The sequence below is a fragment of the Pseudomonas sp. LBUM1670 genome, from assembly GCF_059695695.1.
The window spans coordinates 5,022,590-5,047,172 of sequence record NZ_CP166783.1; the positions used below are offsets into that span (position 1 = coordinate 5,022,590).

Annotated in this window: 23 protein-coding genes; 14 read left to right on the forward strand and 9 right to left on the reverse strand. The window is 60.3% G+C overall.

All coding sequences use genetic code 11. The features are described from left to right. Window positions 1-22: 22 nt before the first annotated feature. The gene (locus ACA073_RS22945) at window positions 23-2,392 is read right to left on the reverse strand and encodes a 7TM diverse intracellular signaling domain-containing protein (protein ID WP_497399708.1); all 2,370 of its coding nucleotides are present in this window, start codon (window positions 2,390-2,392) and stop codon (window positions 23-25) included. Between the two features lie 313 nt (window positions 2,393-2,705). Here ACA073_RS22945 and ACA073_RS22950 point away from each other — a divergent pair, with 313 nt between their 5' ends. The 4 genes from ACA073_RS22950 (at window position 2,706) to ACA073_RS22965 (ending at window position 6,240) form a co-directional block, all read left to right on the forward strand. Then, complete coding sequence (locus tag ACA073_RS22950; protein WP_497399709.1) at window positions 2,706-3,503, forward strand: hydroxymethylpyrimidine/phosphomethylpyrimidine kinase; 798 nt, start codon at window positions 2,706-2,708, stop codon at window positions 3,501-3,503. A gap of 18 nt (window positions 3,504-3,521) precedes the next feature. After that, window positions 3,522-4,145 carry a thiamine phosphate synthase gene (thiE, locus tag ACA073_RS22955; protein ID WP_497399711.1) on the forward strand — a complete coding sequence of 208 codons (624 nt, stop codon included), beginning with the start codon at window positions 3,522-3,524 and terminating at the stop codon, window positions 4,143-4,145. A gap of 32 nt (window positions 4,146-4,177) precedes the next feature. Then, window positions 4,178-5,461, forward strand: a complete 1,284-nt coding sequence (gene hemL, locus ACA073_RS22960) for a glutamate-1-semialdehyde 2,1-aminomutase (RefSeq protein WP_497399713.1) — start codon at window positions 4,178-4,180, stop codon at window positions 5,459-5,461. A gap of 224 nt (window positions 5,462-5,685) precedes the next feature. Further along, window positions 5,686-6,240, forward strand: coding sequence for a tetratricopeptide repeat protein (locus ACA073_RS22965; RefSeq protein WP_497399715.1), 555 nt, complete (start codon window positions 5,686-5,688; stop codon window positions 6,238-6,240). Between the two features lie 140 nt (window positions 6,241-6,380). Here ACA073_RS22965 and ACA073_RS22970 read toward each other — a convergent pair whose 3' ends face one another. Next, window positions 6,381-6,710, reverse strand: a complete 330-nt coding sequence (locus ACA073_RS22970) for a DUF1820 family protein (RefSeq protein WP_007894425.1) — start codon at window positions 6,708-6,710, stop codon at window positions 6,381-6,383. A gap of 135 nt (window positions 6,711-6,845) precedes the next feature. On the opposite strand from ACA073_RS22970, the gene miaB reads away from it, so the two are divergent. From miaB to lnt, 5 genes are all read left to right on the forward strand, one after another. Continuing rightward, window positions 6,846-8,174, forward strand: a complete 1,329-nt coding sequence (miaB, locus tag ACA073_RS22975) for a tRNA (N6-isopentenyl adenosine(37)-C2)-methylthiotransferase MiaB (RefSeq protein ID WP_497399717.1) — start codon at window positions 6,846-6,848, stop codon at window positions 8,172-8,174. Window positions 8,175-8,381: 207 nt separating this feature from the next. Further along, window positions 8,382-9,383 (forward strand): PhoH family protein, encoded by a 1,002-nt coding sequence (locus tag ACA073_RS22980; RefSeq protein ID WP_497399719.1) that lies wholly within the window; start codon window positions 8,382-8,384, stop codon window positions 9,381-9,383. Further along, a complete protein-coding gene (gene ybeY / locus ACA073_RS22985; protein ID WP_461953088.1) occupies window positions 9,376-9,870 on the forward strand; it encodes an rRNA maturation RNase YbeY in 495 nt (164 codons plus the stop codon). Before ACA073_RS22980 ends, ybeY begins: the two co-directional genes overlap by 8 nt. A gap of 5 nt (window positions 9,871-9,875) precedes the next feature. Further along, a complete protein-coding gene (locus ACA073_RS22990; RefSeq protein ID WP_497399721.1) occupies window positions 9,876-10,715 on the forward strand; it encodes a CorC family transporter in 840 nt (279 codons plus the stop codon). Window positions 10,716-10,723: 8 nt separating this feature from the next. Next, window positions 10,724-12,247, forward strand: coding sequence for an apolipoprotein N-acyltransferase (gene lnt / locus ACA073_RS22995; protein ID WP_497399723.1), 1,524 nt, complete (start codon window positions 10,724-10,726; stop codon window positions 12,245-12,247). A gap of 107 nt (window positions 12,248-12,354) precedes the next feature. On the opposite strand, the gene ACA073_RS23000 is transcribed toward lnt, so the two are convergent. Both ACA073_RS23000 and ACA073_RS23005 read right to left on the reverse strand, forming a co-directional pair. Further along, the gene (locus ACA073_RS23000; protein ID WP_497399725.1) at window positions 12,355-13,134 is read right to left on the reverse strand and encodes a YdcF family protein; all 780 of its coding nucleotides are present in this window, start codon (window positions 13,132-13,134) and stop codon (window positions 12,355-12,357) included. Between the two features lie 108 nt (window positions 13,135-13,242). After that, on the reverse strand, window positions 13,243-13,563 hold the full coding sequence (locus ACA073_RS23005) for a hypothetical protein (RefSeq protein ID WP_497399727.1): 321 nt from the start codon (window positions 13,561-13,563) through the stop codon (window positions 13,243-13,245). A 279-nt stretch (window positions 13,564-13,842) separates the two neighbouring features. Between ACA073_RS23005 and leuS the strand changes: the two genes are divergently transcribed. The 5 genes from leuS to ACA073_RS23030 all read left to right on the forward strand — a co-directional run bounded on the left by leuS (window position 13,843) and on the right by ACA073_RS23030 (window position 20,004). Continuing rightward, window positions 13,843-16,449 (forward strand): leucine--tRNA ligase, encoded by a 2,607-nt coding sequence (gene leuS / locus ACA073_RS23010; protein WP_497399729.1) that lies wholly within the window; start codon window positions 13,843-13,845, stop codon window positions 16,447-16,449. A gap of 87 nt (window positions 16,450-16,536) precedes the next feature. Then, complete coding sequence (locus ACA073_RS23015) at window positions 16,537-17,145, forward strand: LPS-assembly lipoprotein LptE (protein ID WP_497399731.1); 609 nt, start codon at window positions 16,537-16,539, stop codon at window positions 17,143-17,145. A gap of 39 nt (window positions 17,146-17,184) precedes the next feature. Further along, window positions 17,185-18,222, forward strand: coding sequence for a DNA polymerase III subunit delta (gene holA / locus ACA073_RS23020; protein WP_497399733.1), 1,038 nt, complete (start codon window positions 17,185-17,187; stop codon window positions 18,220-18,222). Between the two features lie 232 nt (window positions 18,223-18,454). Then, complete coding sequence (gene arfA / locus ACA073_RS23025) at window positions 18,455-18,619, forward strand: alternative ribosome rescue factor ArfA (protein WP_461953080.1); 165 nt, start codon at window positions 18,455-18,457, stop codon at window positions 18,617-18,619. A 62-nt stretch (window positions 18,620-18,681) separates the two neighbouring features. Continuing rightward, window positions 18,682-20,004: a lytic murein transglycosylase gene (locus ACA073_RS23030; RefSeq protein WP_497399736.1), complete on the forward strand. Its 1,323-nt coding sequence runs from the start codon at window positions 18,682-18,684 to the stop codon at window positions 20,002-20,004. Window positions 20,005-20,147: 143 nt separating this feature from the next. On the opposite strand, the gene ACA073_RS23035 is transcribed toward ACA073_RS23030, so the two are convergent. The 5 genes from ACA073_RS23035 to ACA073_RS23055 form a co-directional block, all read right to left on the reverse strand. Then, window positions 20,148-21,098: a S66 peptidase family protein gene (locus ACA073_RS23035; RefSeq protein WP_497399738.1), complete on the reverse strand. Its 951-nt coding sequence runs from the start codon at window positions 21,096-21,098 to the stop codon at window positions 20,148-20,150. A 163-nt stretch (window positions 21,099-21,261) separates the two neighbouring features. Beyond that, window positions 21,262-22,287 (reverse strand): lipoyl synthase, encoded by a 1,026-nt coding sequence (gene lipA / locus ACA073_RS23040; RefSeq protein ID WP_109786349.1) that lies wholly within the window; start codon window positions 22,285-22,287, stop codon window positions 21,262-21,264. A gap of 1 nt (window position 22,288) precedes the next feature. Further along, the gene (lipB, locus tag ACA073_RS23045; protein ID WP_497399740.1) at window positions 22,289-22,936 is read right to left on the reverse strand and encodes a lipoyl(octanoyl) transferase LipB; all 648 of its coding nucleotides are present in this window, start codon (window positions 22,934-22,936) and stop codon (window positions 22,289-22,291) included. Next, window positions 22,936-23,211: a DUF493 domain-containing protein gene (locus ACA073_RS23050; RefSeq protein ID WP_008152827.1), complete on the reverse strand. Its 276-nt coding sequence runs from the start codon at window positions 23,209-23,211 to the stop codon at window positions 22,936-22,938. Before ACA073_RS23050 ends, lipB begins: the two co-directional genes overlap by 1 nt. A gap of 80 nt (window positions 23,212-23,291) precedes the next feature. Continuing rightward, entirely contained in the window at window positions 23,292-24,449 is a 1,158-nt protein-coding gene (locus ACA073_RS23055) for a D-alanyl-D-alanine carboxypeptidase family protein (RefSeq protein ID WP_214379033.1), read from the reverse strand. Window positions 24,450-24,583 lie beyond the last annotated feature (134 nt).

Below are 24,583 nucleotides of genomic sequence, written 5' to 3' on the forward strand. Positions count from 1 at the left end.
CTGAACAAAGTGGCATATCCGCCTAACTGTCGGCGCTTTCGCCTTGTTCTGGACAGAGCACCCGACGATACAGCGCAGCCTGCAAGTCTTCGAACTTCACCGGTTTGCTCAGGTAGTCGATCAACGCCCCGCTCAGGCAACGTTCCCGATCAGCGCTCAGGGCAACCTTGAACACCGGCAATTGCGCGCAGCCCGGCAAGGCACGGATCTGGCAACAAAGTGAGACGCCATCCAACGACGGCAACTGACCATCGAGCAGCACGGCGTCGAATGTTTCACGCTGCAAGAGATCCAGCGCGGTCACGCCATTGTCGGCCGTTCGCACCCGGAACCCGAGCTTGAGCAACATGCCGCGCATCACCAACTGATTGATGCTGTTTTCATCCACCAACAGCACGGTGCAGTCCTGCGGCAAGCGCAGACGCGGGAATTCCCGAGTCACTTGCTCTACCACGGCCAACTCAAACTCGACGTCGAGCTGGAAACGACTGCCGCGACCGGGCTCGGAGCGGTGAGTCAGATGCCCGCCAAGCAAGTCGACCAGTTGCCGACAGATCGCCAGGCCGACGCCCAAGCCGCCATATTCACGGGTCATCGAGCCGTCGAGCTGGAAGAAGCGCTGGTACAGCGTCGCCTCGCCCAAATCCGTGAAGCCGATGCCGGTGTCGATCACCGCAAAGGACAGTGCCAGCCGGTCGGGGCCCACGGATTTCCCCGTGACCCGCAGCGCCACGCCGCCCACACGAGTGAACTTGATCGCGTTCTCCAGCAGGCATTCCAGGCATTGCGCCAACTTGATGTTGTCGCCGTGCAAACGGTCCGGCAGGCCGGGCGTGACGTCAACCTTGAAGTCCAGTGACTTGCCCGAGGCATTGCCCTCAAACTGCACGCGCAAGGCATCGACCACGCTGCGCAAACTGAAGGTCGACGCATTGGCCTTGAGCTTGCCGGCCTGCAATTCGGTCAACGTGAGGATGCCATTGACCATGCGCATCATGTCCCGCGCCGAACCGGCGGCCGTTTGCTGGTATTGCTCCAGCTCCGGGTCCATCTCGACGGTTTGCATCAACTCCAGCGAACCGATCACACCATTCATGGGTGTGCGCAATTCGTGGGTCAGCGTGGCGAGGAATTCATCCTTGAGCTTGTTACTGCGCGCCAGTTGCTGGTTGAGCACTTCGAGCTTCTGACCGGCATCGAACAAGGTCTGCGCCTGCTGCTCACGCATGGCGTTGATGCGGTCGGCCAGGGCCAGGGACAACAGCGCCACTTCGATGGCGGAGCCGATCTGGCTGGAATACATGGTCAGGAACACGTTCGGCAGGTAACCCAGCACCATGAGCGTGTTGATGACGCCGCCGAGCAAAAACGCCGACCAGGCGATGATGAAATAACGCGCCACCCGCAGGCCGCGCAACCAGGCGAAGATCCCCGCGGCGAAAATCACCACGGTGAACGTCAGCGCCAGGGCCGTCGCCAGACGCAGGGCCAGGGCGTAACTGGTCAACAGCGACAAGCCGACCACCACCGCGCCGAACGCAATCAACACCAGCAGCAAGCGATCGAGCCAGCGACTGAGGGTCGCCGTTTGCAGGAAACTGCGGGCGAACTGACTGCCGAACAACCCTGCGCAGCCAATGAAGAACGGCGTCGCGGCGTTGGCCCACCAGGGATTGTCCGGCCAGAAATACTGCACAGCCGCGCCGTTCACCGACAGTTGATACAGACCGAACGAGGCAATGTAGAAGATGTAATAGAGGTAACTGGTGTCGCGCACGCTGAGGTAGATGAACAGGTTGTAGACCAGCATCCCCAGCAACACGCCGTAAATCAGGCCCAGCACGTAAAGCCGGACCGGCTGTTCTTCAAGAAACGCAGTGCTCGACCACAACGTGACCGGTGCCTGGATAGACCCTTGGCTTTGCAGGCGCAGGTACAGGGTTTGCGTTTGATCCGGTGTGAAATTCAGATTGAACAAATAGTTGTTCTGGCGAATCTCGCGGCTATCGAACGGCAAGGCATCGCCGGTCTGTCGGGCCAATCGATAGGCTCCGCCGGCATCGGGCACGTACAGATCAAGGTGATCGAGGGGTGGATAGGCCAGTTCCAGCAGCCAGGTCCGTTGCGTAGCGGGATTGGTCGGGCGGTAATGCAGGTCGATTTTCAGCCAGAACACCGAACGCGAATAACCGGCGTTAAGGGTGGCCTTATCGTGGGGTCTGAAGTTTCCGGCAGCGGCTTGTGCGCGGACATCATCAATGGTCGCCTGACCATCCGCATCTTCGAACACTTGCAGGGTTCGACCCAGGGGCAGGCTTTGAGTGAATTCATCGAATCCGACTGCGCTCGCCATAAGGGGCAAGCAAAACAGCAACATCAGCAAATAGCGCATTTAAGCCCCAGCGTGGCCTGTCCGGTTATCTCAGGAAGTCCCTCATTCCTTTTGAGTAGACGTAAAACCGGTGTTGCCTGTCATTGGCTTGGATCCACTCTAGCATAGCCGTTGATGGCCATTGAACACCATTGCAACATTTCCTGTAAAGGCTCTAGTACGGGCGCTCCAGCGAAGATCATTGAGTTAGAGCTTTTGCTCGGTCACATTATGACAATCCCTGCAGATTGCACTGCCACCCCATGCCTCTCTATCGGCAGACCTGGCGGGCACTGCACCCGAAAATCGATGTTTGGTGGTAAGCTCGCGCACCATGAATATCTACAGCTCTCGCCCCGTTGTCCTCTGTCTCTCCGGCCACGACCCAAGTGGTGGCGCCGGCTTGCAGGCAGATATCGAAGCCCTGCTCGCCCAGGGTTGTCATGCGGCCCCGGCCGTCACCGCCCTGACCGTGCAAGACACGGTCAACGTCACTGACTTTCGCGTGCTCGACCGCGAGTGGGTGCTGGCCCAGGCCAATGCCGTGCTCAACGACTCCGAAGTCGCTGCCGTCAAACTGGGCATGCTCGGTTCCCTGGAAATGGTCGACACCGTCGTCGAACTGCTTCAGGCGCACCCGCACTTGCCGATGGTCTGCGACCCGGTGCTGCGCGCCGGCGGTGGCGGACGACTGGGCAAGGATGAAGTCGGCTACGCCATGCGCGAACGCCTGCTGCCCCTGGCCATCATCGCCACCCCTAACCTTCCCGAAGCCCGCATCCTCGCCGAACTGCCCGAAGGCACCGCGGACGAGTGCGCTGAAAAACTCCTGCCATTCGTCAAACACCTGCTGATCACCGGCGGCCACGGCGATGAAAACGAAATCCACAATCGCCTGTACAGCCGCGACGGTCGCCGGGAAACCTTTACCTGCCAGCGCCTGCCCGGCAGCTATCATGGTTCCGGTTGCACATTGGCAAGCGCCTTGGCCGGTCGTCTGGCCTTGGGTGAAAACCTCGCCAGTGCCGTGCAAACCGCGCTTGACTACACTTGGCGCACCCTGCGCGATGCAGAGCAACTGGGCAAAGGTCAGTTCGTGCCACGCCGCCTGCCGCTGGATTTCTGTTCGTAACGCCATGAGGCTTGTCCGATGAAACTACGTGGCCTTTATGCCATTACCGATAGCCAGCTGCTGGCCGGTAGATTTCTACCGTATGTAAAAGCGGCGCTGGACGGCGGCGTTACTCTGCTGCAATACCGCGACAAAAGTAGTGACGATGCCCGGCGTCTGCGCGAAGCCGAATCCCTGCGCAGTTTGTGCGAACTCTACAAGACCCAACTGATCATCAACGATGACTACGAACTGGCTGCACGCCTTGGTGTCGGTTTGCACCTGGGCCAGACCGATGGCCCACTGATGCCGGTTCGGGCACTGCTCGGTCGTCAGGCGCTCATCGGTTCGACTTGCCACGCGCAACTCGAACTCGCTGAGCAAGCCGCCAAAGAAGGCGCCAGTTACGTCGCCTTCGGCCGCTTCTTCAACTCCAACACCAAACCCGGCGCACCGACTTGCAGCCTTGAGTTGCTCGATCAGGCCCGCAGCAAACTGCACCTGCCGATTTGCGCGATCGGCGGCATCACCCTGGAAAACGCCGCGCCACTGGTGGCCCACGGGGTCGATCTGCTGGCGGTGGTCCACGGCCTGTTTGGCGCCGAGAGCACGGCTGAAGTCACCCGCCGCGCCCGCGCATTCAACGCCCTGCTTTCTATTTAAGTAGCCTGAAAGTCTGATTTGAGAGCCCGATCATGTCTCGTTCCGAAACCCTGTTTGCCAATGCCCAGAAACACATTCCCGGTGGCGTGAACTCGCCTGTTCGCGCGTTCAAGAGCGTTGGCGGTACGCCGCTGTTCTTCAAGCACGCTGAAGGCGCCTACGTCACCGACGAAGACGACAAGCGTTATGTGGATTACGTCGGTTCCTGGGGCCCGATGATCCTCGGCCACAGCCATCCGGACGTGCTGGACGCGGTGCGTAAACAGTTGGTACACGGTTTGTCGTATGGCGCTCCGACCGCGATGGAAACCGAGATGGCCGACCTGGTCTGCTCGATCGTACCGTCGATGGAAATGGTGCGCATGGTCAGCTCCGGCACCGAGGCGACCATGAGCGCGATTCGCCTGGCCCGTGGTTTCACCGGCCGCGACAGCATCATCAAGTTCGAAGGCTGCTACCACGGTCACTCCGACAGCCTGCTGGTCAAAGCCGGTTCCGGCGCGTTGACCCAAGGCGTGCCGAGCTCGGCCGGCGTACCGGCATCCTTCGCCAAACACACCCTGACCCTGCCGTTCAACGACATCGAGGCCGTGGAAACCATGCTCGCTGAAGTCGGCCAGGACGTGGCCTGCATCATCGTCGAGCCGGTGGCCGGCAACATGAACTGCGTACCGCCGGCACCGGGCTTCCTCGAAGGCCTGCGGACCTTGTGCGACAAGCACGGCGTGGTGCTGATTTTCGATGAAGTGATGACCGGTTTCCGCGTCGCCCTCGGCGGTGCTCAAGCGCATTACGGCGTCACGCCAGACCTGACCACGTTCGGCAAGATCATCGGTGGCGGCATGCCGGTTGGCTGCTTCGGCGGCAAACGCGAAATCATGTCGCACATCGCGCCACTGGGTCCGGTTTATCAAGCGGGCACCTTGTCGGGTAACCCGCTGGCGATGGCGGCCGGCCTCACGACCTTGCGCCTGATCAGCCGCCCGGGCTTCCACGCCGAGCTGAGCGACTACACCAGCCGCCTGCTCGATGGCCTGCAACAGCGCGCCGATGCCGCCGGCATTCCGTTCGTGACCACGCAGGCAGGCGGCATGTTCGGCCTGTACTTCAGCGGCGCCGACGACATCGTCACGTTCGATGATGTGATGGCTAGCGACGCGAAGCTGTTCGGCCGCTTCTTCCACCTGATGCTCGAAGGCGGCGTGTACCTGGCGCCGAGCGCATTCGAAGCCGGCTTCACCTCGATCGCCCACGGCGAAGCCGAGTTGAAACTGACATTGGATGCCGCCGAACGCGCATTTGCCGCACTGAAGTAATGCTGCGCCGCTGACGTTGGCGATTGCCAGCGTCAGCTTTCACCTACATCCCCGGGTCTTTTCCTACTCATCTGCCGATAATCCCGCGCAAACCGGGCGATATATTCCCCGCGCAGCAGAAAAACGAGTAAAGACTTTGTAAGGTTGGCCCTGCTTATTTCATAATGCGCGCTTATTGGATCCCTCGATGGGTCCGCGCGCCCTCCAGAGGTAAGTCGATTCCCATGAACCGCACCGGCCGCGCCCTTGCACTGGGCTGCCTGTTGCTCCTTCAGCCCCTGCTCGCGCTCGCACAAGCAGGCGGCAACTCGTTGTTAATCCCAGCGATGGGTCGTTGCACCCTCAATACCCAGCCGCAAGACCTGGCACAGGCGCTCGCCGCCTGCGAGAAAGCGTCGGATGAGGGGGATGCGCAAGCGCAATACGAGTTGGGTGAGTTTTACTACGACGGCAAAAACAACCCGCGCGACCTCAAATTGGCCCTGGCCTACTTCGAAAAGGCCTCGCTGCAAGGCCACGCCCAGGCGCAATTCAAACTCGGCACCATGTTCTTCCACGGCGAAGGCGTACCGGCCAATAACGTTCAGGCGTATATCGTGCTGAAAATGGCGGCGGTCAATGGCGCTGAAGAGGCGCTGGATACGGCGGATGAAGTCGCCGAGAAAATGCCTCGCGAAGAACTTGAGGTAGCGACTCAAGTGCTTGGGCAAATATTTCGTAAATACCTGATGGAATTGCAAAGCGCCGACGGGCGTACGCCTTTCTCACCACTTCCCTGATTTCTGCGTTGTTCTGACTGGCCCATTCGCGAGCAAGCCCGCTCCCACATTGGATCTTCAGTGAACACAATATTTGTGAGCGCCATAGATTAACTGTGGGAGCGGGCTTGCTCGCGAAAGGGGCGACTCGGTCTTGAGGCTTACTTCTCAGGCATCGGCATCGGAAACGGCATGACATTGCCGACCGCGCCGCGGGCTTCGCTGATTTTCGGTGTGCCAAGACGCTCGACTTCGTCGATGCGCACGATCGAATGCATCGGCACAAAACTGCGCACAACACCTTCGAACTGAGCCTTGAGCTTCTCTTCGCTCGGGTCGACGACCACTTGCGTGCGCTCGCCAAAGACGAACTCTTCCACTTCCAGGAAGCCCCACAGATCACTTTGATAGATCTGCTTGGCATACATTTCGTACACCTGGCCCTGGTTGAGGAAAATCACCTTGTAGATTGGAGCTTCACGTTTGGTCATGGTGGGCGAGCAACACATCGGGGGATAAAAATGAGGGCGCGAACTATAGCATAGCCACCGGACGCGCAGCGGTAGGAACCTGGGTACATGTTCCCTATAATGCGCGGTTCTTTGAATCACGTGATGACTGTATCCATGGCCAAGAAGCTTTACATCGAAACCCACGGTTGCCAGATGAACGAGTACGACAGCTCGCGCATGGTCGATCTGCTGGGTGAACATCAGGCCCTGGAAGTCACCGCTCGCGCTGAAGACGCCGACGTGATCCTCCTCAACACCTGTTCGATCCGCGAACGCGCCCAGGACCGGGTGTATTCCCAGCTTGGTCGCTGGCGCGAACTGAAACTGGCGAACCCGGAAATGGTGATTGCCGTCGGCGGTTGCGTGGCCAGCCAGGAAGGCGCCGCCATCCGCGATCGCGCCCCGTATGTCGACGTGGTGTTCGGTCCGCAAACCCTGCACCGCCTGCCGGAAATGATCGATGCCGCCCGCGCCACCAAATTGCCGCAAGTCGACGTCTCGTTCCCGGAAATCGAAAAATTCGACCACTTGCCGGAGCCGCGCATCGACGGCCCGAGCGCTTACGTGTCAGTCATGGAAGGTTGCAGCAAGTACTGCACGTTCTGCGTGGTGCCCTACACCCGTGGCGAAGAAGTCAGCCGACCGTTCGATGACGTGATTGCCGAAATCATCCACCTCGCGGAAAACGGCGTGCGTGAAGTGACGCTGTTGGGCCAGAACGTCAACGGCTATCGCGGCACCACCCACGACGGTCGTCTGGCGGATCTGGCCGAGTTGATTCGTGTCGTCGCGGCTGTCGATGGCATCGACCGGATTCGCTACACCACGTCCCATCCGCTCGAATTCTCCGACAGCCTGATCCAGGCTCACGCCGAAGTGCCGGAGTTGGTGAAACACCTGCACTTGCCGGTGCAATCCGGTTCGGACCGCATTCTTTCGGCGATGAAGCGCAACCACACGGCGCTGGAATACAAATCCAAACTGCGCAAGTTGCGCGCCGCCGTGCCAGGGATCTGCATCAGCTCGGACTTTATCGTCGGCTTCCCCGGTGAGACCGAAAAAGACTTCGAACAGACCATGAAGCTGATCGAAGACGTTGGTTTCGACTTCTCCTATTCGTTTGTCTACAGTCAGCGCCCAGGCACGCCGGCGGCCGATCTGGCCGACGAAACGCCGGAAGAGCTGAAAAAAGAACGCCTGAACGCCCTGCAACATCGCCTGAACCAGCAAGGTTTCGAGATCAGCCGACAAATGGTCGGTTCGATCCAGCGGATTCTGGTCACCGATTATTCGAAAAAAGACCCCGGCGAGTTGCAAGGCCGGACCGAGAATAACCGGATCGTCAACTTCCGCTGCGACAATCCAACCCTGATCGGCCAATTCGCTGACGTGCACATCGATGCAGCGCAGCCGCACTCGCTGCGGGGTTCGCTGATCCCGTAACACCACATTCCCCCCCTGTGGGAGCGGGCTTGCTCGCGAAGGCGGTGTGTCAGATACATCAATGTCGACTGACACACCGCCTTCGCGAGCAAGCCCGCTCCCACAGAGACGGTGTTTGTCCTTGCGATATTTAAGAGCTTTCGCACCCGCGCCACTGGCGTTATCCTTGATTTCATCTTAATTGCCCCAGGGCGGCTAAATACGACCTTGAACGCACCCATAGAACCACATCGTTTCATCCTCGAGCCCTTTGAGGCTCGCCGCTTCGCCAATCTGTGCGGGATGTTCGACGAGCACCTGCGCTTGATCGAGCAACGCCTGACCATCGAGATCCGCAACCGCGGAAACCAGTTCGAGCTGATCGGCGACCCCAAACACACCACCTCCGCGGAAAACCTCCTGCGCCGCCTGTACCGGGAAACCAAGGGTACCGAGCTGTCGCCAGACATGGTTCACCTGTTCCTGCAGGAATCGGCCGTCGAAGAGCTGGACAACGTTTCCCCGTCCGAACCCTCCGTAGCCCTGCGCACCAAGAAAGGCATGATTCGCCCTCGCGGCTTGAATCAGCTGCGCTACGTGAAGGAAATCCTCGGTAACGACATCAACTTCGGCATCGGCCCGGCCGGCACCGGCAAGACCTATCTGGCCGTTGCCTGCGCGGTAGACGCGCTGGAGCGCGAGCAGATTCGACGCATCCTGCTGGTGCGCCCGGCGGTTGAAGCGGGCGAAAAGCTCGGCTTTCTGCCCGGCGACCTCTCGCAAAAAATCGACCCGTACCTGCGTCCGCTCTACGACGCACTCTACGAGATGCTCGGCTTCGAATACGTCGCCAAGCTGATCGAGCGCCAAGTGATTGAAGTCGCGCCGCTGGCCTACATGCGCGGTCGCACACTGAACAACAGCTTCATCATCCTCGACGAAAGCCAGAACACCACCGTCGAGCAGATGAAGATGTTCCTGACCCGTATCGGCTTCGGCTCCACTGCGGTCATCACCGGTGACATTACTCAGGTCGACCTGCCGAAAGGCACCAAATCCGGGCTGCACCACGTGATCGAAGTGCTGAAAGACGTGCCGGGCATCAGCTTCACCCATTTCAAGCCAAAAGACGTTGTACGCCACCCATTGGTCCAGCGGATCGTCGAAGCCTACGAGCGCTTCGAGAATCGCGTAGACGAAACGCAAAAGGACAGTCGCCGCGATGCTTGAGCTTGATCTGCAACTCGCTACCGAAGCGCCCGCCCCCAGCGAAGCCGAGTTCCGCCTATGGTGCGAACTGGCCCTGCGCCAGCGCACCGCCGACTCCGAGATGACCATTCGCCTGGTCGACGAAGCCGAAGGCCGCGAACTGAACCACACCTGGCGGCAGAAGGATTACGCCACCAACGTGCTGTCGTTTCCCGCCGATGTGCCGGACGAGTTTCTCGATATCCCGCTGCTGGGCGATCTGGTGATCTGCGTGGCGGTGGTCGAGCGCGAAGCCGCTGAACAAGGCAAGGAACTGAAGGCCCACTGGGCACATCTGGTCATTCACGGCTGCTTGCATCTGCTCGGTTACGACCATATAGATGACGATGAAGCCGAAGAAATGGAAGCTCTGGAACGAACGTTGCTTGCAGAGTTGGGCTATCCCGATCCGTACGCGGACGACGAAATTGAAACATCCCCTATCGTGACAACAAAGGATTCAGAGTAATCGCTATGAGCGAAGATCGATCGAGCAACGGGCAGAAGTCATGGCTGGGTAAACTCACCCAGGCTTTTGCCCACGAGCCGAAGAACCGTAAGGAGCTGCTGGAGCTTCTGCGCGACGCACATCAAAACAAGTTGCTGGACAGCGAAGCGCTGGCCATCGTCGAAGGCGCCATTCAGGTTGCGGATCTGCAAGTACGGGACATCATGGTCCCACGCTCGCAGATGATCAGCATCAAGGCGACCCAGACACCCCGCGAGTTTTTGCCTGCCGTGGTCGACTCGGCTCACTCCCGTTACCCGGTCATCGGCGAAAGCCACGATGACGTGATGGGCGTGTTGCTGGCCAAGGACTTGCTGCCGTTGATCCTCAGGGAGAACGGCGACAGCTTCAACATCAAGGACCTGCTGCGCCCGGCCACCTTCGTGCCCGAGTCCAAGCGCCTGAATGTGCTGCTGCGCGAGTTCCGCGCCAACCACAACCACATGGCCATCGTCATCGATGAGTACGGCGGCGTGGCGGGTCTGGTGACCATCGAAGACGTGCTGGAACAGATCGTCGGCGACATCGAAGACGAGCATGACGTCGAGGAAGACAGCTACATCAAGCCGCTGCCCAGCGGTGATTTCCTGGTCAAGGCCCTGACGCCGATCGAGAACTTCAACGAGTTTTTCGACAGCGAATTCTCCAACGATGAATTCGACACCGTTGGCGGCCTGGTGATGAGCGCGTTCGGACACTTGCCGAAACGCAACGAAATCACTGAAATCGGCCCTTATCGCTTCCGTATCCTCAATGCGGACAGCCGCCGGATTCACTTGCTGCGCCTGACACCCATTGCCCGTTAAGGATTGACATGCTCCGCGTAACCCGCCCCGGCTGGCCCGGTAACCTGCTGGCCGTGGCGGCCGGTGCACTCACCACCCTGGCCCTGGCGCCGTTCGATATCTGGCCGTTGGCGTTGCTGGCGGTCGGCTTCTTTTACGCCGGTTTACGCGAACTGAACCCCCGCCAGGCCCTGGGCCGTGGCTGGTGCTTTGGCTTCGGCCTGTTTGGCGCCGGCACCAGCTGGATCTATTACAGCATCCACAACTTTGGCGGCGCATCGGTGCTGCTGGCCGGGTTCCTGATGCTGCTCTTCACCGCGGCGATTGCCTGGTTCTTCGCCCTGCCCGCCTGGATCTGGGCGCGCTGGTTGCGTCGCAACGAAGCACCGCTGGCCGATGCCATGGCGTTCGCAGCGCTGTGGGTAGGCCAGGAAGCCTTTCGTGGCTGGTTCCTCACCGGTTTCCCGTGGCTTTACTCCGGTTACAGCCAGCTCGACGGCCCGCTGGCCGGGCTCGCACCCGTGGGCGGAATGTGGCTGGTGTCCTTCACCCTGGCCTTGACGGCCGCACTGATCTACAACGCTTCACGCCTGATCAAGACGGGTCGCAAAGGCTTTATTGCGGCGGGTGTGCTGTTGCTGGTCGGCCCTTGGGGCGCCGGCATCGCGCTCAAAGGCCATGCCTGGACCAGCCCGGCCGGCGCACCGCTGAGTGTCGCGGCGATTCAAGGCAATATCGAACAAAGCATGAAATGGGACCCGGCGCAGCTCAACGCGCAACTGGCGCTGTACCGCGATATGAGTTTCAGCTCCAAGCGTGTCGACCTGCTGATCTGGCCGGAAACCGCGATCCCGGTGCTCAAGGAATCCGCCGCAGGCTACCTGGACATGATGGGGAAATTCGCTTCCGAGCGGGACTCGGCAATGATTACCGGCGTCCCCATTCGCGAAGTCGTGCGTCACGAGAAGCGCTTTTTCAACGGCATCACCGTGATCGGCGAAGGCGATGGTACTTACCTCAAGCAGAAGCTGGTGCCGTTCGGCGAATACGTGCCATTGCAGGACGTACTTCGCGGACTGATTGCCTTCTTTGACCTGCCGATGTCTGACTTCGCCCGCGGCCCCGCCGATCAGGCGATGCTGCAAGCCAAGGGCTTTCAGATCGCGCCGTTCATCTGCTACGAAGTGGTTTATCCGGAATTTGCCGCCAGCCTCGCGGCTCGCAGCGATCTGTTGCTGACCATCAGCAACGACACCTGGTTCGGCAAATCCATCGGCCCGCTGCAACACTTGCAGATGGCGCAGATGCGCGCGCTTGAGGCCGGTCGCTGGATGATCCGCGCCACCAACAACGGCGTGACCGGCCTGATCAACCCCTTCGGCCAGATCACCACGCAGATCCCGCAGTTCGAACGCGGCATCCTGTACGGCGAAGTGGTGCCGATGCACAACCTGACGCCATACCTGCAATGGCGCTCGTGGCCGCTGATCATTGTTTGCGTGTTGTTGTTTGGCTGGGCATTGATCGCCAACCGGATGGCGAAAACCGTTTAAAAGCTTCGCGAGCAAGCCCGCTCCCACATTCGACCGCATTTCTCTGAGAGAACGCGGTTACCTGTGGGAGCGGGCTTGCTCGCGAAGGCGGCATCACCGGCACCGAATCAATCAGCCGCGACATCCCCTCGATAGAACAACCGATACCCCACCTGCCCCACCGCCTCATTCAACAATTGCCCGCTCTGCCAGATCGACTTGAATTCCGGCATCCAGCCGCCCAGCGGTCGCGCATTGTCTACGCCCAAGAACCCTACAGGCGCCGCCACCACCTCAAATCCTGCCTTCTGGAAACTCGAGACCGCCCGTGGCATGTGCCAGGCCTGAGTCACGACCACAACGCGCTTGATCCCTTGTGGCAGCAACACTTCGGCACTGAACTGCGCGTTTTCCCAAGTCGTACGGCTGCGCCCTTCCTGCCAACGCACGGTGACGCCGAAATCATCGAGCAACGAGTCCGCCATCAATTTGGCTTCTGTCGGTGGTGTGCCGTAATGCAGGCCGCCACTGGTCAACACCGGCAGGCCGGACGCCTTGGCCAGTCGCGCCGCATAACGCTCGCGCTCCAGCGCAACACCGGTCGGCTGGTCTGCCCCCCAGGCCGGATCACCACGCTCCCGTCCCGCACCGAGCACGATAATCGCGTCGGCGCGCTGCCCCAGCATTGCCCATTCCTCGCGCGCCAGCGGCGGTTCACGCTCAAGGGCCGCCGCGCTCCACTGCACCACCACCGGCAAACTCATCAACCAGAAGCCGCCCACGCCCAATACAAAGCACACACCCGCAAGCCGCGGTCTTGAGCGGCGAAACCACCAGGCAAGCACCAGTAACAGCAATAAAATGCCGGGCGGTAGCAGAAGTTGTTTTACGAAGTAACGAAAAGGCATCGAGCATCTCCTGAAGATGCCCGAAGCCTAAGTGGATTGATGCAATGCGACAACAAATGCGAAAGGACTATGCTTCAAAAAAGCCATACGTCAGGGGTTCAAGCGCCCTTACTTGAATTGCAGAGACCGGATCTTTACCGCATCCCTGCCGGGTGTCTTGTCCTTGAGCCAGATGATCTTGGCCGAACGTGGTGCGTCGAGTTGCTTCACTGCTTCTGACAAGCATCCGTGTGTTTCACGTTCACTGCGGTCCAGATACGCCTTGACCAGTGCAAATTCTGCGGGGCTCAGGCCACGCAACTCCAGCTCAAGGGGACGTTCATCGCGCAACCGGTCAGCAGTTTTTGCCGCGTCCAGGGCCATTCCCAGACGATCGATCAGTCTTTCGTACAGCTCCGGTTTTGTAACTTCTTGCTGTGAATCAACCATCCCTCACCTCATTGAAGATAAGACTCGCTCCCCATTTAGAGCTTAGCTTCCATGAACAAACCGGCTGAACGCCGCGACCAACGGCCCTCGCAGCCATTTCTGCAAGACGCGCGGCAGTAATCAGGGTTTCCCTCGGTAGAGTGCGGTCATGTATGCTACGGCGCTTCCTGTAACTCCACTTCCAGCTCGCTTGGGCACCGCAACGCCGATTTGGCGTGATCACCGTCCAGCGTCGCATTGAAGAGGATTAGGCCACCCCTATTCAGTTCAAAAGTAGCCATGCACGAACAATATCAGCCCCGTGAAATCGAAGCCGCCGCCCAGTCGTTCTGGGACGAGCAAAAGTCCTTTGAAGTCAGTGAACAGCCAGGCAAGGAGACTTTCTATTGCCTGTCGATGTTCCCTTACCCCAGCGGCAAGCTACACATGGGGCACGTGCGCAACTACACCATCGGCGACGTGATCTCCCGCTATCAGCGCATGCAAGGCAAAAACGTTCTGCAACCCATGGGTTGGGACGCCTTCGGCATGCCGGCGGAAAACGCCGCGATGAAGAACAACGTAGCGCCCGCCAAGTGGACCTACGAAAACATCGCCTACATGAAAACCCAGCTGCGCAGCCTGGGCCTGGCGGTGGACTGGTCCCGCGAGGTGACCACCTGCAAGCCGGATTATTACCGTTGGGAACAATGGCTGTTCACTCGCCTGTTCGAAAAAGGTGTGATTTACAAGAAAAGCGGCACCGTGAACTGGGACCCGGTCGACCAGACCGTTCTGGCCAACGAGCAGGTGATCGACGGCCGCGGCTGGCGTTCCGGCGCGCTGATCGAAAAGCGCGAAATCCCGATGTACTACTTCAAGATCACCGCTTACGCGGATGAGCTTCTGGAGAGTCTCGACGAGCTGACCGGCTGGCCTGAACAGGTCAAGACCATGCAGCGCAACTGGATCGGCAAATCCCGCGGCATGGAAGTGCAGTTCCCGTACAACGTCGACTCCATCGGCGAAACCGGTGCACTGAAAGTCTTCACCACCCGTCCGGACACCCTGATGGGCGCGACCTACGTTGCTGTGGCCGCCGAACACCATCTGGCGACCCTGGCCGCGCAGAACAACCCTGAGCTGCAAGCGTTCATCGCTGAATGCAAGGGCGGCAGCGTCGCCGAAGCCGACGTCGCCACTCAAGAGAAAAAAGGCTTGCCGACTTCGCTGTTCGTCGAGCACCCGCTGACCGGTGAGAAGCTCCCGGTGTGGGTCGCCAACTACGTGCTGATGCACTACGGCGATGGCGCGGTCATGGCGGTCCCGGCGCACGACGAACGTGATTTCGAGTTCGCCCACAAGTACAACCTGCCGATCAAATCCGTGGTGCGCACCAGTTCCGGTGACACCAACCCGTCCCCGTGGCAAGACGCCTACGGCGAGCACGGCACGCTGATCAATTCCGGCGAGTTCGACGGCCTCGACTTCGAAGGCGCCTTCGATGCCATGGAAGTCGCGCTGATCAAGAAAAACCTCGGTGCCTCTCGCACCCAGTTCCGCCTGCGCGACTGGGGCATCAGCCGCCAGCGTTACTGGGGCTGCCCGATTCCGATCATCCACTGCGATACCTGCGGTGATGTGCCGGTCCCGGAAGATCAGTTGCCCGTTGTGTTGCCGGAAGACGTTGTACCGGACGGCGCGGGTTCGCCGCTGGCGCGCATGCCGGAGTTCTACGAGTGCACTTGCCCGAAATGCGGCGCACCGGCCAAGCGTGAAACCGACACCATGGACACGTTCGTCGAGTCCTCGTGGTACTACGCCCGTTACGCCTCGCCGCACTATCAAGGTGGCTTGGTGGAAAAAGCCGCGGCCGACCATTGGTTGCCGGTTGATCAGTACATCGGCGGTATCGAACACGCGATTCTTCACCTGCTCTACGCGCGCTTCTTCCACAAGCTGATGCGCGACGAAGGCCTGGTGAGCTCCAACGAACCGTTCAAGAACCTGCTGACCCAGGGCATGGTGATCGCCGAGACTTACTATCGTCGCGAAGCCAACGGTGCTTACACCTGGTTCAACCCGGCGGACGTCGAACTCGAACGCGACAGCAAGGCCAAGGTCATCAGCGCGAAGCTGATCGCCGACGGCCTGCCGGTGGAAATCGGCGGCACCGAGAAGATGGCCAAGTCAAAGAACAACGGCGTCGACCCACAGTCGATGATTGACCAGTTCGGCGCAGACACCTGCCGCCTGTTCATGATGTTCGCCTCGCCACCTGACATGAGCGCGGAATGGTCCGACTCCGGAGTAGAAGGTTCGCACCGCTTCCTCAAGCGCGTCTGGCGTCTGGCTCAAGCGCACGTGACTCAGGGCCTGCCGGGCAAACTGGACGTCGCCAGCCTGAACGACGAGCAGAAAGCCATTCGCCGTTCGATCCACCTGGCTATCAAGCAGGCCAGCCACGACGTCGGCCAGAACCACAAATTCAACACCGCCATCGCTCAGGTGATGACGCTGATGAACGTGCTGGAAAAAGCCGCACAGGCTACCGAACAGGATCGCGCGCTGATTCACGAAGGTCTGGAAAGCGTGACGCTGCTGCTGGCTCCGATCACCCCGCACATCAGCCACGAGCTGTGGAATCAACTGGGTCACGCTGAGCCTGTGATCGACGCCGGTTGGCCGGTGCTGGACGACAGCGCACTGGTGCAGGACAGCCTGACACTGGTTATCCAGGTCAACGGCAAGCTGCGTGGCCAGATCGAAATGCCGGCCAGCGCGACGCGTGAAGAGATCGAAGCCGCTGCCCGTATCAACGAAAACGTGCTGCGTTTCGTCGACGGCCTGACTATTCGTAAAGTGATCGTAGTGCCCGGGAAACTGGTCAATATCGTCGCCAGCTAATTGGATCAGGCGCCAGGTGAGCCTGGCGCCGAGTAAAACCTTTCGGGCCGCACGGTCGGCCCACATGGTTTCAAGGGGAGCAACAAGATGATCAAACGCAATTTGCTGGTGATGGGCCTTGCGGTCCTGTTGAGCGCCTGCGGTTTCCAGCTGCGCGGCACTGGCACCTATGAACTCGCCTTCAAGGAACTCGACCTGAGTGCACGCAACTCCTACGGCGAAACCGTGACCATGATGCGTCAGTTGCTGGAAAGCAGCGGTGTCAATATCCACACGGGCGCGCCTTACAAACTGGTGCTGTCCGATGAGCAGGAAAGCCAGCGCATTCTCAGCTATGCGGGCGCCGGCCGTACTGGCGAGTACCAGGTGACCACAGTACTCAACTACGACATCCGTGGTGAGCACGACCTGCCGTTGCTGAGCGACAAGCTCGAAGTACAGAAAGTCTTTATCCACGACGGCAACAACCTGGTGGGTTCCGACCAGGAAGCCAAGGATGCTCGCAAGGAGATCCGTCGCGAACTGGTTCAACGCCTGATGCTGCGCTTGCAGCAGTTGTCCCCGGCTCAGCTGGATCACATGCAACAGACCGCCGAGGCCAAGGCCAAGGCTGACGCTGCGGCACTGGAAGCCGCGCAAAAGGCTGAAGCGGAAACGCCGCGTCAGTCGCCCATCGAAATCCCGCAGCAGCAGTAAGACTTACGGGGCGCTCAGGCGCCCCGTTCGCCCTCTCTTATGAAACTCGCCCCCGCCCAACTCGCCAAGCACCTGCAAGGCACTCTCGCGCCGGTCTACGTCATCAGTGGCGACGACCCGTTGCTGTGCCAGGAAGCCGCCGACGCGATTCGTGCAGCCGCTCGGCAACAAGGTTTCGACGAACGTCAGGTGTTCGCCGCCGACGCCAGTTTTGACTGGGGGACGTTGCTGCAAGCCGGCGCGAGCATGTCGTTGTTCGCGGAAAAACGCCTCCTGGAACTGCGTTTGCCATCTGGCAAACCCGGTGACAAAGGGGCGGCCGCGTTCATCGAGTACTGCTCGCGACCGGCTGAAGACACCGTGTTGCTGATCAGCCTGCCGAAACTCGACGGCAGCGCGCAGAAAACCAAGTGGGGCAAGGCGCTGGTCGAAGGCCAGCACACCCAGTTCGTGCAAATCTGGCCGGTGGACGCCAACCAGTTGCCGAGCTGGATCCGCCAGCGCTTGTCCCAGGCCGGGCTCTCCGCCAGCCAGGACGCCGTCGAACTGATCGCCGCGCGCGTCGAAGGCAACCTGCTGGCCGCCGCCCAGGAAATCGAAAAACTCAAACTGATGGCCGAAGGTGGGCAGATCACCGTCGAGACCGTGCAAGCGGCGGTGGCCGACAGCGCGCGTTTCGATGTCTTCGGGCTGACCGACGCGATTCTCAACGGTGAAGCAGCGCATGCCCTGCGCATGCTTGAAGGGCTGCGCGGTGAAGGTGTCGAGCCGCCGGTGATTCTTTGGGCTTTGGCCCGTGAACTGCGTCTGCTGGCCAATATTTCCCTGCAATACAGTCAGGGCGTGCCGCTGGACAAAGCCTTCAGCTCTGCCCGACCGCCGGTCTGGGACAAGCGCAAACCGCTGATGAGCAAAGCCCTGCAACGCTACTCGGCGCAACGCTGGGCGCAGCTGTTGCTGGAAGCCCAGCGTATCGACGCACAGATCAAGGGCCAGGCTGCGGGTTCGCCGTGGATGAGCTTGAGCCGGTTGTCGTTGTTGATGGCTGGGCAGCGGCTGACATTGCCTGCCGAGTAAGGCGTTCGATCGCATAACGGCAATTCGCTGTAGGAGCGAGCTTGCTCGCGAAGGACGTCAACGATGATGCGGGCATCCTGACAGACCGCAGTGCCCTCGGGTTCTTCGCGAGCGAGCTCGCTCCTACAGCGAAGGCGTCCGAAAGGTCCTACGCAATGTGGGGTCTAGACAGAACCTAAACTTCGGCAGATCATTTCCCCCCGCAAAACCCACTCAATCGAGAGATCTGATCATGAGCAAAAAGCCATCCAGGAATGGCCATAACAAGGCCAAATCCATCATCGCCCAGCCACTGTTCCGCAGCCGTCAGGAACGAGCCGGCAAGGGCAAAGGCAGCTACCGCCGCGAAGCCTTCCAGTCTGACAACTGGGAGGCTTCTTACTTTCTGGCGGCCTGAAAGGCAAGCCATCGCTCAACATGTTAAGGTCTGCACCTGATTCGTATTCCCTGGACCCGTGCATGCCCTTTTGTATTTCCCGTCGTTGGCACCTGCGCCAATTGATAGCTGCCTCCAGCCTCGTTCTGCTTGTCGCCTGCGCGGAAAAACCGACCGCCGCCGACGCCCAACCGCTTCAGACCCTCCCCGTCGCGTCAGCCCCTGCGGTGATTCCGCCCGTGGTGCCGACCGGTGAGAACCTCGACATCCAGCCCACCCAGACCTTCGCCGAATGGCAGGCGGGTTTCCGCAAGGATGCGCTGGCCGCCGGCATCCGCGCCGACCTGTTTGATCGCGCCTTCGCCAATGTCAGCCTGGACACCAGCGTGATCCGTGCCGACCGCAGCCAACCGGAATTTTCCCGCCCGGTGTGGGAGTACCTCGACGGCGCCCTGTCGCCGCTGCGGGTGCGCAAAGGTCAGGCGCTGGTCAGCCAGTACGCGGACATCCTGCAAAGCATCGAGCAGCGCTACGGCGTCGATCGTCAGGCACTGGTCGCGGTGTGGGGCATGGAGAGTAACTTCGGTCAGTTCCAAGGTAGCAAGTCGGTGATCAACTCCCTGGCGACCCTGGCCTATGAAGGCCGACGCCCAGGCTTCGCCCACGCGCAATTGATCGCAGCCCTGCAGATCCTGCAACAGGGCGATATCGAGCCGGAGCAGATGCTCGGTTCCTGGGCTGGCGCCATGGGCCAGACCCAGTTCATCCCGACCACCTACAACACCCATGCGGTGGACTTCGATGGCGACGGTCGCCGCGACATCTGGGGCAGCTCCGCCGACGCCCTGGCCTCGACCGCTCACTACCTGCAAAGCTCTGGCTGGCAGAGAGGTCAGCCATGGGGCTTTGAAGTTCAGCTACCGGGCAGCTTCAACTACGTGCTGGCCGATGGCACGATCCGCAAGAGTGTCGCCGAATGGCAGCAACTGGGCGTGACGCTGCCTAACGGCGGACAGGTTCCAGCGGGCTCCGAACACCTGTCCGCGGCGCTGTTGCTGCCGGCGGGTTATCGCGGCCCGGCGTTCCTGGTGCTCGACAACTTCCGTGCGATTCTCAAGTACAACAACTCCTCGTCCTACGCGTTGGCCGTCAGTTTGCTGTCCGAGCGCTTCAACGGCGCGGGCCTGATCAACGGCGCCTGGCCGAAGGATGATCTGCCGCTGAGCCGTACCGAGCGGATCGAGCTGCAAAATCTGCTGAGCGCGCAGAAATACGACGCGGGCACGGCCGATGGCATTATCGGCGCCAACACCCGCAAAGCGATCCGCAGTGCGCAGCAGTCGTTTGGCTGGCCGGCGGACGGGTATCCGACGCACAAGTTGCTTGAAGGTCTGCGTAACCGATAGTCAGTTGAACGGCTGATACCGCCTTCGTCGGAACGCCGCCCGGAGCAAGCCCGCTCCCACACTTAACCGCGTTCTTGCATGGAAACACGGTCGAAGGTGGGAGCGGGCTTGCTCGCGAAGACTGACTACCAGTCGATGAAACTCTATCGCCTGGTTACAACATCCTGCTCCAACACCAACTCCTTGTTCCCCGCATCCAGCCTCACCAACGCCCCCATCGGCAACGTCAGGTTCGGATCGCAATGCCCGCTCCGCCACCCCGACAGCACCGGTATCCGAAACGGTTCAAAGGTCTGCTTGAGCAATCGCTCCAGCGCAACCGCATCAACACCGGCCACATCCCCCACCAGCACCCCGCGCAACTTGCCCAGCGTCCCCGCGAGACGAAGCTGAGTCAGCAGCCGATCAATGCGATACAACGGCTCGTTGATGTCCTCAATGAACAGGATGACGCCCTCGGCATCAATCTCATAAGGCGTGCCCATGGTTGCGGCAATCATCGCCAGATTGCCGCCCAGCAAGCGGCCGTGCGCGATGCCAGGCTCGATGGTGGTCAACGGATAGGCCACCGGGTGCGTCAACACACTGCCCGCCTTCACCTGTCCTCTGAGCATGTTGAAAAACGAGGCCTCGGTAGGCTTTTGCTTGTCCCCCAACAGGTCAGCATTGAGCAACGGACCATGAAAGGTCACGAACCCCGCGTAACGGCTGATCGCCAGGTGCAACGCAGTGATGTCGCTGTAGCCGATGAACGGCTTGACGTTGTTTTGCAGCAACTCGAAATCGATGCGATCGAGAAAACGCGGTGTGCCATAACCGCCGCGCAGGCAAATGATTGCATCGACTTCACAGTCGGCGAACGCCGCGTGCAGGTCATTGAGGCGTACATCGTCGCTGCCGGCCAGGTAGCCGTCCTGCTTGTAGACACCGGGAAAGATTCGCAGTGCGTAACCGCGAGCCCGCATCCAGGCAATGGCTTTGTCGGTGTCCAGCGCAGCGGGGCCGGCGGGCGCGATCACGCCGATCAGCCCTTCCCGGGGCAAGGCCGGAACCGGCGTATGTGGAAACAGTGTGTGGGTCGGTCGAACGGTCATCCATGAATCTCCCTGCGCGAAATCTTCAGCACACAGTAGTCAGGAACGGGGACAAACAGAAGAGGGTCAATCGCCCCGCAGGTTGCAGGAAAAGACTGTAGTTGCCGTAGGCACGACTAATAAAAAAAAGCCCGCAAGGTTGAAAAACCTTGCGGGCGTTTTGTTACAAGGACGACATCAATTCAGCTTTAACCAGCTTCGCCTGCTCGTCAGCGTGGTACGAAGAACGCACCAGCGGGCCGGAAGCGACGTTCTTGAAGCCCATTTTGTAACCTTCCTCGGCGAACCAAGCGAAGGTGTCCGGGTGCACGAAACGCTGCACCGGCAAGTGGCTGCGGGACGGTTGCAGGTACTGGCCCAAAGTCAGCATGTCGATGTCGTGTTCGCGCATGCGCTTCATGACTTCGATGACTTCTTCGTCGGTCTCGCCCAGACCCAGCATCAGACCGGACTTGGTCGGAATGTGCGGCATCATCTGCTTGAAGCGTTGCAGCAGGGTCAGCGACCACTGGTAGTCCGAACCCGGACGCGCAGCCTTGTACAGGCGCGGCACGGTTTCCAGGTTGTGGTTGAACACATCCGGCGGCTCGGCAGCGGTGATTTCCAGCGCGACGTCCATACGGCCACGGTAGTCCGGCACCAGCGTTTCGAGCTGCACGTTCGGCGACAGTTTGCGGATTTCGCGGATGCAGTCGGCAAAGTGCTGGGCACCACCGTCACGCAAGTCGTCGCGATCCACCGAGGTGATCACAACGTATTTCAGTTTCAGGTCAGCGATGGCGATGGCCAGGCTTTCCGGCTCATTGACGTCCAGTGGTTTCGGACGGCCGTGGCCAACGTCGCAGAACGGGCAGCGACGGGTACAGATGTCGCCCATGATCATGAACGTCGCGGTGCCGCCGGAGAAGCACTCGCCCAGGTTCGGGCAGGACGCTTCTTCGCACACGCTGTGCAGCTTGTGTTTGCGCAGCAGGGCCTTGATGCGGTCGACTTCCGGGGAAACCGGGATGCGCACGCGGATCCAGTCGGGCTTCTTCGGCAGTTCGGTGGTCGGGATGATCTTCACCGGGATGCGTGCAACCTTCTCGGCGCCGCGCAGCTTGACGCCGGCTTCAACCTTGGCACGCGGGGCCGGACGCTCGGTAACATCCAGCGTCGGGATCATGGTTTGCACTGCATCAGTAGTCATATCAGTCGATTCCGCCCGTTAGGGTCGTCTGCTCAGCATAGTCGAGGTGTTTGACGAGCTGCGCGCGCAGCCGGGCACTTACCTCGGCAAATTCAATCGTTCCTGCGTGATCGCTCAGCTGGGTCATCGCCAGCCCGGCGTAACCGCAGGGATTTATCCGTCGAAACGGTTCCAGGTCCATGTCCACGTTCAGGGCCAGGCCATGAAAGGAGCAACCGTGGCGAATCCGCAAACCCAGGGAAGCGATTTTCGCTCCGTCGACGTAGACACCCGGCGCATCCGGCTTGGCCGCGGCAGTGACGCCGTAACTGGCCAGCAACTCGATCAGGCAATGTTCCATGCGCGTGACGAGGTCACGCACGCCGAAACCGAGCTTGCGTACATCGAGCAACAGGTAGGCCACCAACTGGCCGGGACCGTGATAGGTCACCTGGCCACCGCGATCGACCTGCACCACCGGAATATCGCCCGGCAGCAGCAGGTGCTCGGCCTTGCCGGCCTGGCCCTGGGTGAACACCGGCGGGTGCTCCACCAGCCAGATCTCGTCAGCGGCATCGCTGCCGCGTTCGTTGGTGAAGCGCTGCATCGCATGCCAGACCGGCTCGTAAGCCATCTGGCCAAGCTCGCGAAAGCCCAGCGTGCCAGACATCACAGCACCATGTGCACGAAACCGGTAGCCCGCAACTCGCTGTTGATGTCGTACAGCTGTTCTTGACCGGTGGCGATGATGTGCAGCTGGATGGTTGTGTACTTGCCGTTGGTACTCTGGCGCTCGGCCAGGGTCTTGTGGTCAACGGTCGCGTGTTTCTCAAGGATCGCGATGATCTTGTCCTTGAAACCCACGCCGGTGTCGCCGATCACCTTGATCGGGTAATCCGCGCAGGGGAATTCGATCTTTGGCGCCTTTACTTCGGTGTCTGTCATGGCGTAACGGCCTCGTAAGCCGTGGCAACGGACATGGCCCCGCTCCGGATTGGAGCGGGGCCATGAGAGTCCACACTAATTCAGTTGAACAAGCCGTAGAAGAATAGACGGATGCTATCCCACATGCGACGGAAGATACCACCCTCGTCGACCGCGTCCAGGGCGATCAGGTCAGCGCTGTGCACCACCTTGTCGTCCAGCTTCACTTCGACTTTACCGATCACGTCGCCCTTGGCGATTGGCGCAACCAGTTGCGGGTTCATGGTCATGCTGGCAGCGAGCTTTTTCAGCTGGCCTTTTGGCAGGGTCATGGTCAGGTCTTCAGCCAGGCCGGCCTTGACTTGGTTGGTGCTGCCTTTCCAGACAGGGGCCTGAGCCAGCTCGGCGCCTTTCTGATAGAAGGTCTGGGTTTCGAAGAAGCGGAAACCGTAGGTCAGCAGCTTCTGGGTTTCCGATGCACGAGCCACTTCGCTGTTGGTGCCGAACACCACGGCGATCAGGCGCATGCCATCACGTACGGCCGAAGACACCATGCAGTAGCCGGCTTCGTCGGTGTGGCCGGTTTTCAGACCGTCGACGGTCTTGTCGCGCCACAGCAGCAGGTTGCGGTTAGGCTGCTTGATGCCGTTCCAGAAGAACTCTTTCTGCGAGTAGATCGCGTAGTGAGCCGGGTCTTCGTGGATGATTGCGCGAGCCAGCACGGCCATGTCGTGAGCCGACGAGTAGTGCTCAGGGTTCGGCAGACCGGTCGGGTTCATGAAGTGGCTGTTGGTCATGCCCAGGTCGGCCACGGTTTTGTTCATCATGTCGGCGAAGGCGTCTTCGCTGCCGGCGATGTGCTCGGAGAGCGCAACACTGGCGTCGTTGCCCGACTGAATGATGATGCCGTGCAGCAAGTCGCTGACGGTCACCTGCGTGCCGACCTTGATGAACATCCGCGAACCACCGGTACGCCAGGCGTTTTCGCTGACGGTCACCGGATCGTTTTCGCCGATCTGGCCACGACGGATTTCCAGGGTCGCGATGTAAGCGGTCATCAGCTTGGTCAGGCTGGCAGGCGGCAGACGCTGGTCACCGTTGTTCTCGACCAGCACGTTGCCGCTGCTGGCATCCATGAGCACATAGGCTTTGGCGGCCAGTTGTGGCGGCGACGGCATCATCTCGACCGCGAAAGCGGCAGGCGAGAGGAGCAGCGGGACTAGAAGGCACAGGCGTTTGGCAAAGGTGGTGATGTTCATCCGTCTCTCGAAATCGCTAATGGAAACTGCCCGAGGGCAAAACTAATCAGACAGCTTAATAACGAGCTGTCACGTGTTCAGTCGTTCACTCTCAACCCTTGCCGGGCTTTTGTTCTTCAACGAGCCAACAACCA

Bases quoted from the DNA above. Each gene is read 5' to 3' on its own strand.
- leuS (WP_497399729.1), top strand. From the start codon at position 13,843: ATGCACGAACAATATCAGCCCCGTGAAATCGAAGCCGCCGCCCAGTCG.
- ACA073_RS23030 (WP_497399736.1), top strand. From the start codon at position 18,682: ATGCCCTTTTGTATTTCCCGTCGTTGGCACCTGCGCCAATTGATAGCT.
- ACA073_RS23000 (WP_497399725.1), bottom strand. From the start codon at position 13,134: ATGCCTTTTCGTTACTTCGTAAAACAACTTCTGCTACCGCCCGGCATT.
- miaB (WP_497399717.1), top strand. From the start codon at position 6,846: ATGGCCAAGAAGCTTTACATCGAAACCCACGGTTGCCAGATGAACGAG.
- lnt (WP_497399723.1), top strand. From the start codon at position 10,724: ATGCTCCGCGTAACCCGCCCCGGCTGGCCCGGTAACCTGCTGGCCGTG.
- lipA (WP_109786349.1), bottom strand. From the start codon at position 22,287: ATGACTACTGATGCAGTGCAAACCATGATCCCGACGCTGGATGTTACC.
- holA (WP_497399733.1), top strand. From the start codon at position 17,185: ATGAAACTCGCCCCCGCCCAACTCGCCAAGCACCTGCAAGGCACTCTC.
- ACA073_RS23050 (WP_008152827.1), bottom strand. From the start codon at position 23,211: ATGACAGACACCGAAGTAAAGGCGCCAAAGATCGAATTCCCCTGCGCG.
- hemL (WP_497399713.1), top strand. From the start codon at position 4,178: ATGTCTCGTTCCGAAACCCTGTTTGCCAATGCCCAGAAACACATTCCC.
- ACA073_RS23055 (WP_214379033.1), bottom strand. From the start codon at position 24,449: ATGAACATCACCACCTTTGCCAAACGCCTGTGCCTTCTAGTCCCGCTG.
- ybeY (WP_461953088.1), top strand. From the start codon at position 9,376: ATGCTTGAGCTTGATCTGCAACTCGCTACCGAAGCGCCCGCCCCCAGC.
- ACA073_RS22950 (WP_497399709.1), top strand. From the start codon at position 2,706: ATGAATATCTACAGCTCTCGCCCCGTTGTCCTCTGTCTCTCCGGCCAC.
- ACA073_RS22965 (WP_497399715.1), top strand. From the start codon at position 5,686: ATGAACCGCACCGGCCGCGCCCTTGCACTGGGCTGCCTGTTGCTCCTT.
- ACA073_RS22970 (WP_007894425.1), bottom strand. From the start codon at position 6,710: ATGACCAAACGTGAAGCTCCAATCTACAAGGTGATTTTCCTCAACCAG.
- ACA073_RS23015 (WP_497399731.1), top strand. From the start codon at position 16,537: ATGATCAAACGCAATTTGCTGGTGATGGGCCTTGCGGTCCTGTTGAGC.
- ACA073_RS22990 (WP_497399721.1), top strand. From the start codon at position 9,876: ATGAGCGAAGATCGATCGAGCAACGGGCAGAAGTCATGGCTGGGTAAA.
- ACA073_RS23035 (WP_497399738.1), bottom strand. From the start codon at position 21,098: ATGACCGTTCGACCGACCCACACACTGTTTCCACATACGCCGGTTCCG.
- arfA (WP_461953080.1), top strand. From the start codon at position 18,455: ATGAGCAAAAAGCCATCCAGGAATGGCCATAACAAGGCCAAATCCATC.
- lipB (WP_497399740.1), bottom strand. From the start codon at position 22,936: ATGTCTGGCACGCTGGGCTTTCGCGAGCTTGGCCAGATGGCTTACGAG.
- ACA073_RS22945 (WP_497399708.1), bottom strand. From the start codon at position 2,392: ATGCGCTATTTGCTGATGTTGCTGTTTTGCTTGCCCCTTATGGCGAGC.
- thiE (WP_497399711.1), top strand. From the start codon at position 3,522: ATGAAACTACGTGGCCTTTATGCCATTACCGATAGCCAGCTGCTGGCC.
- ACA073_RS23005 (WP_497399727.1), bottom strand. From the start codon at position 13,563: ATGGTTGATTCACAGCAAGAAGTTACAAAACCGGAGCTGTACGAAAGA.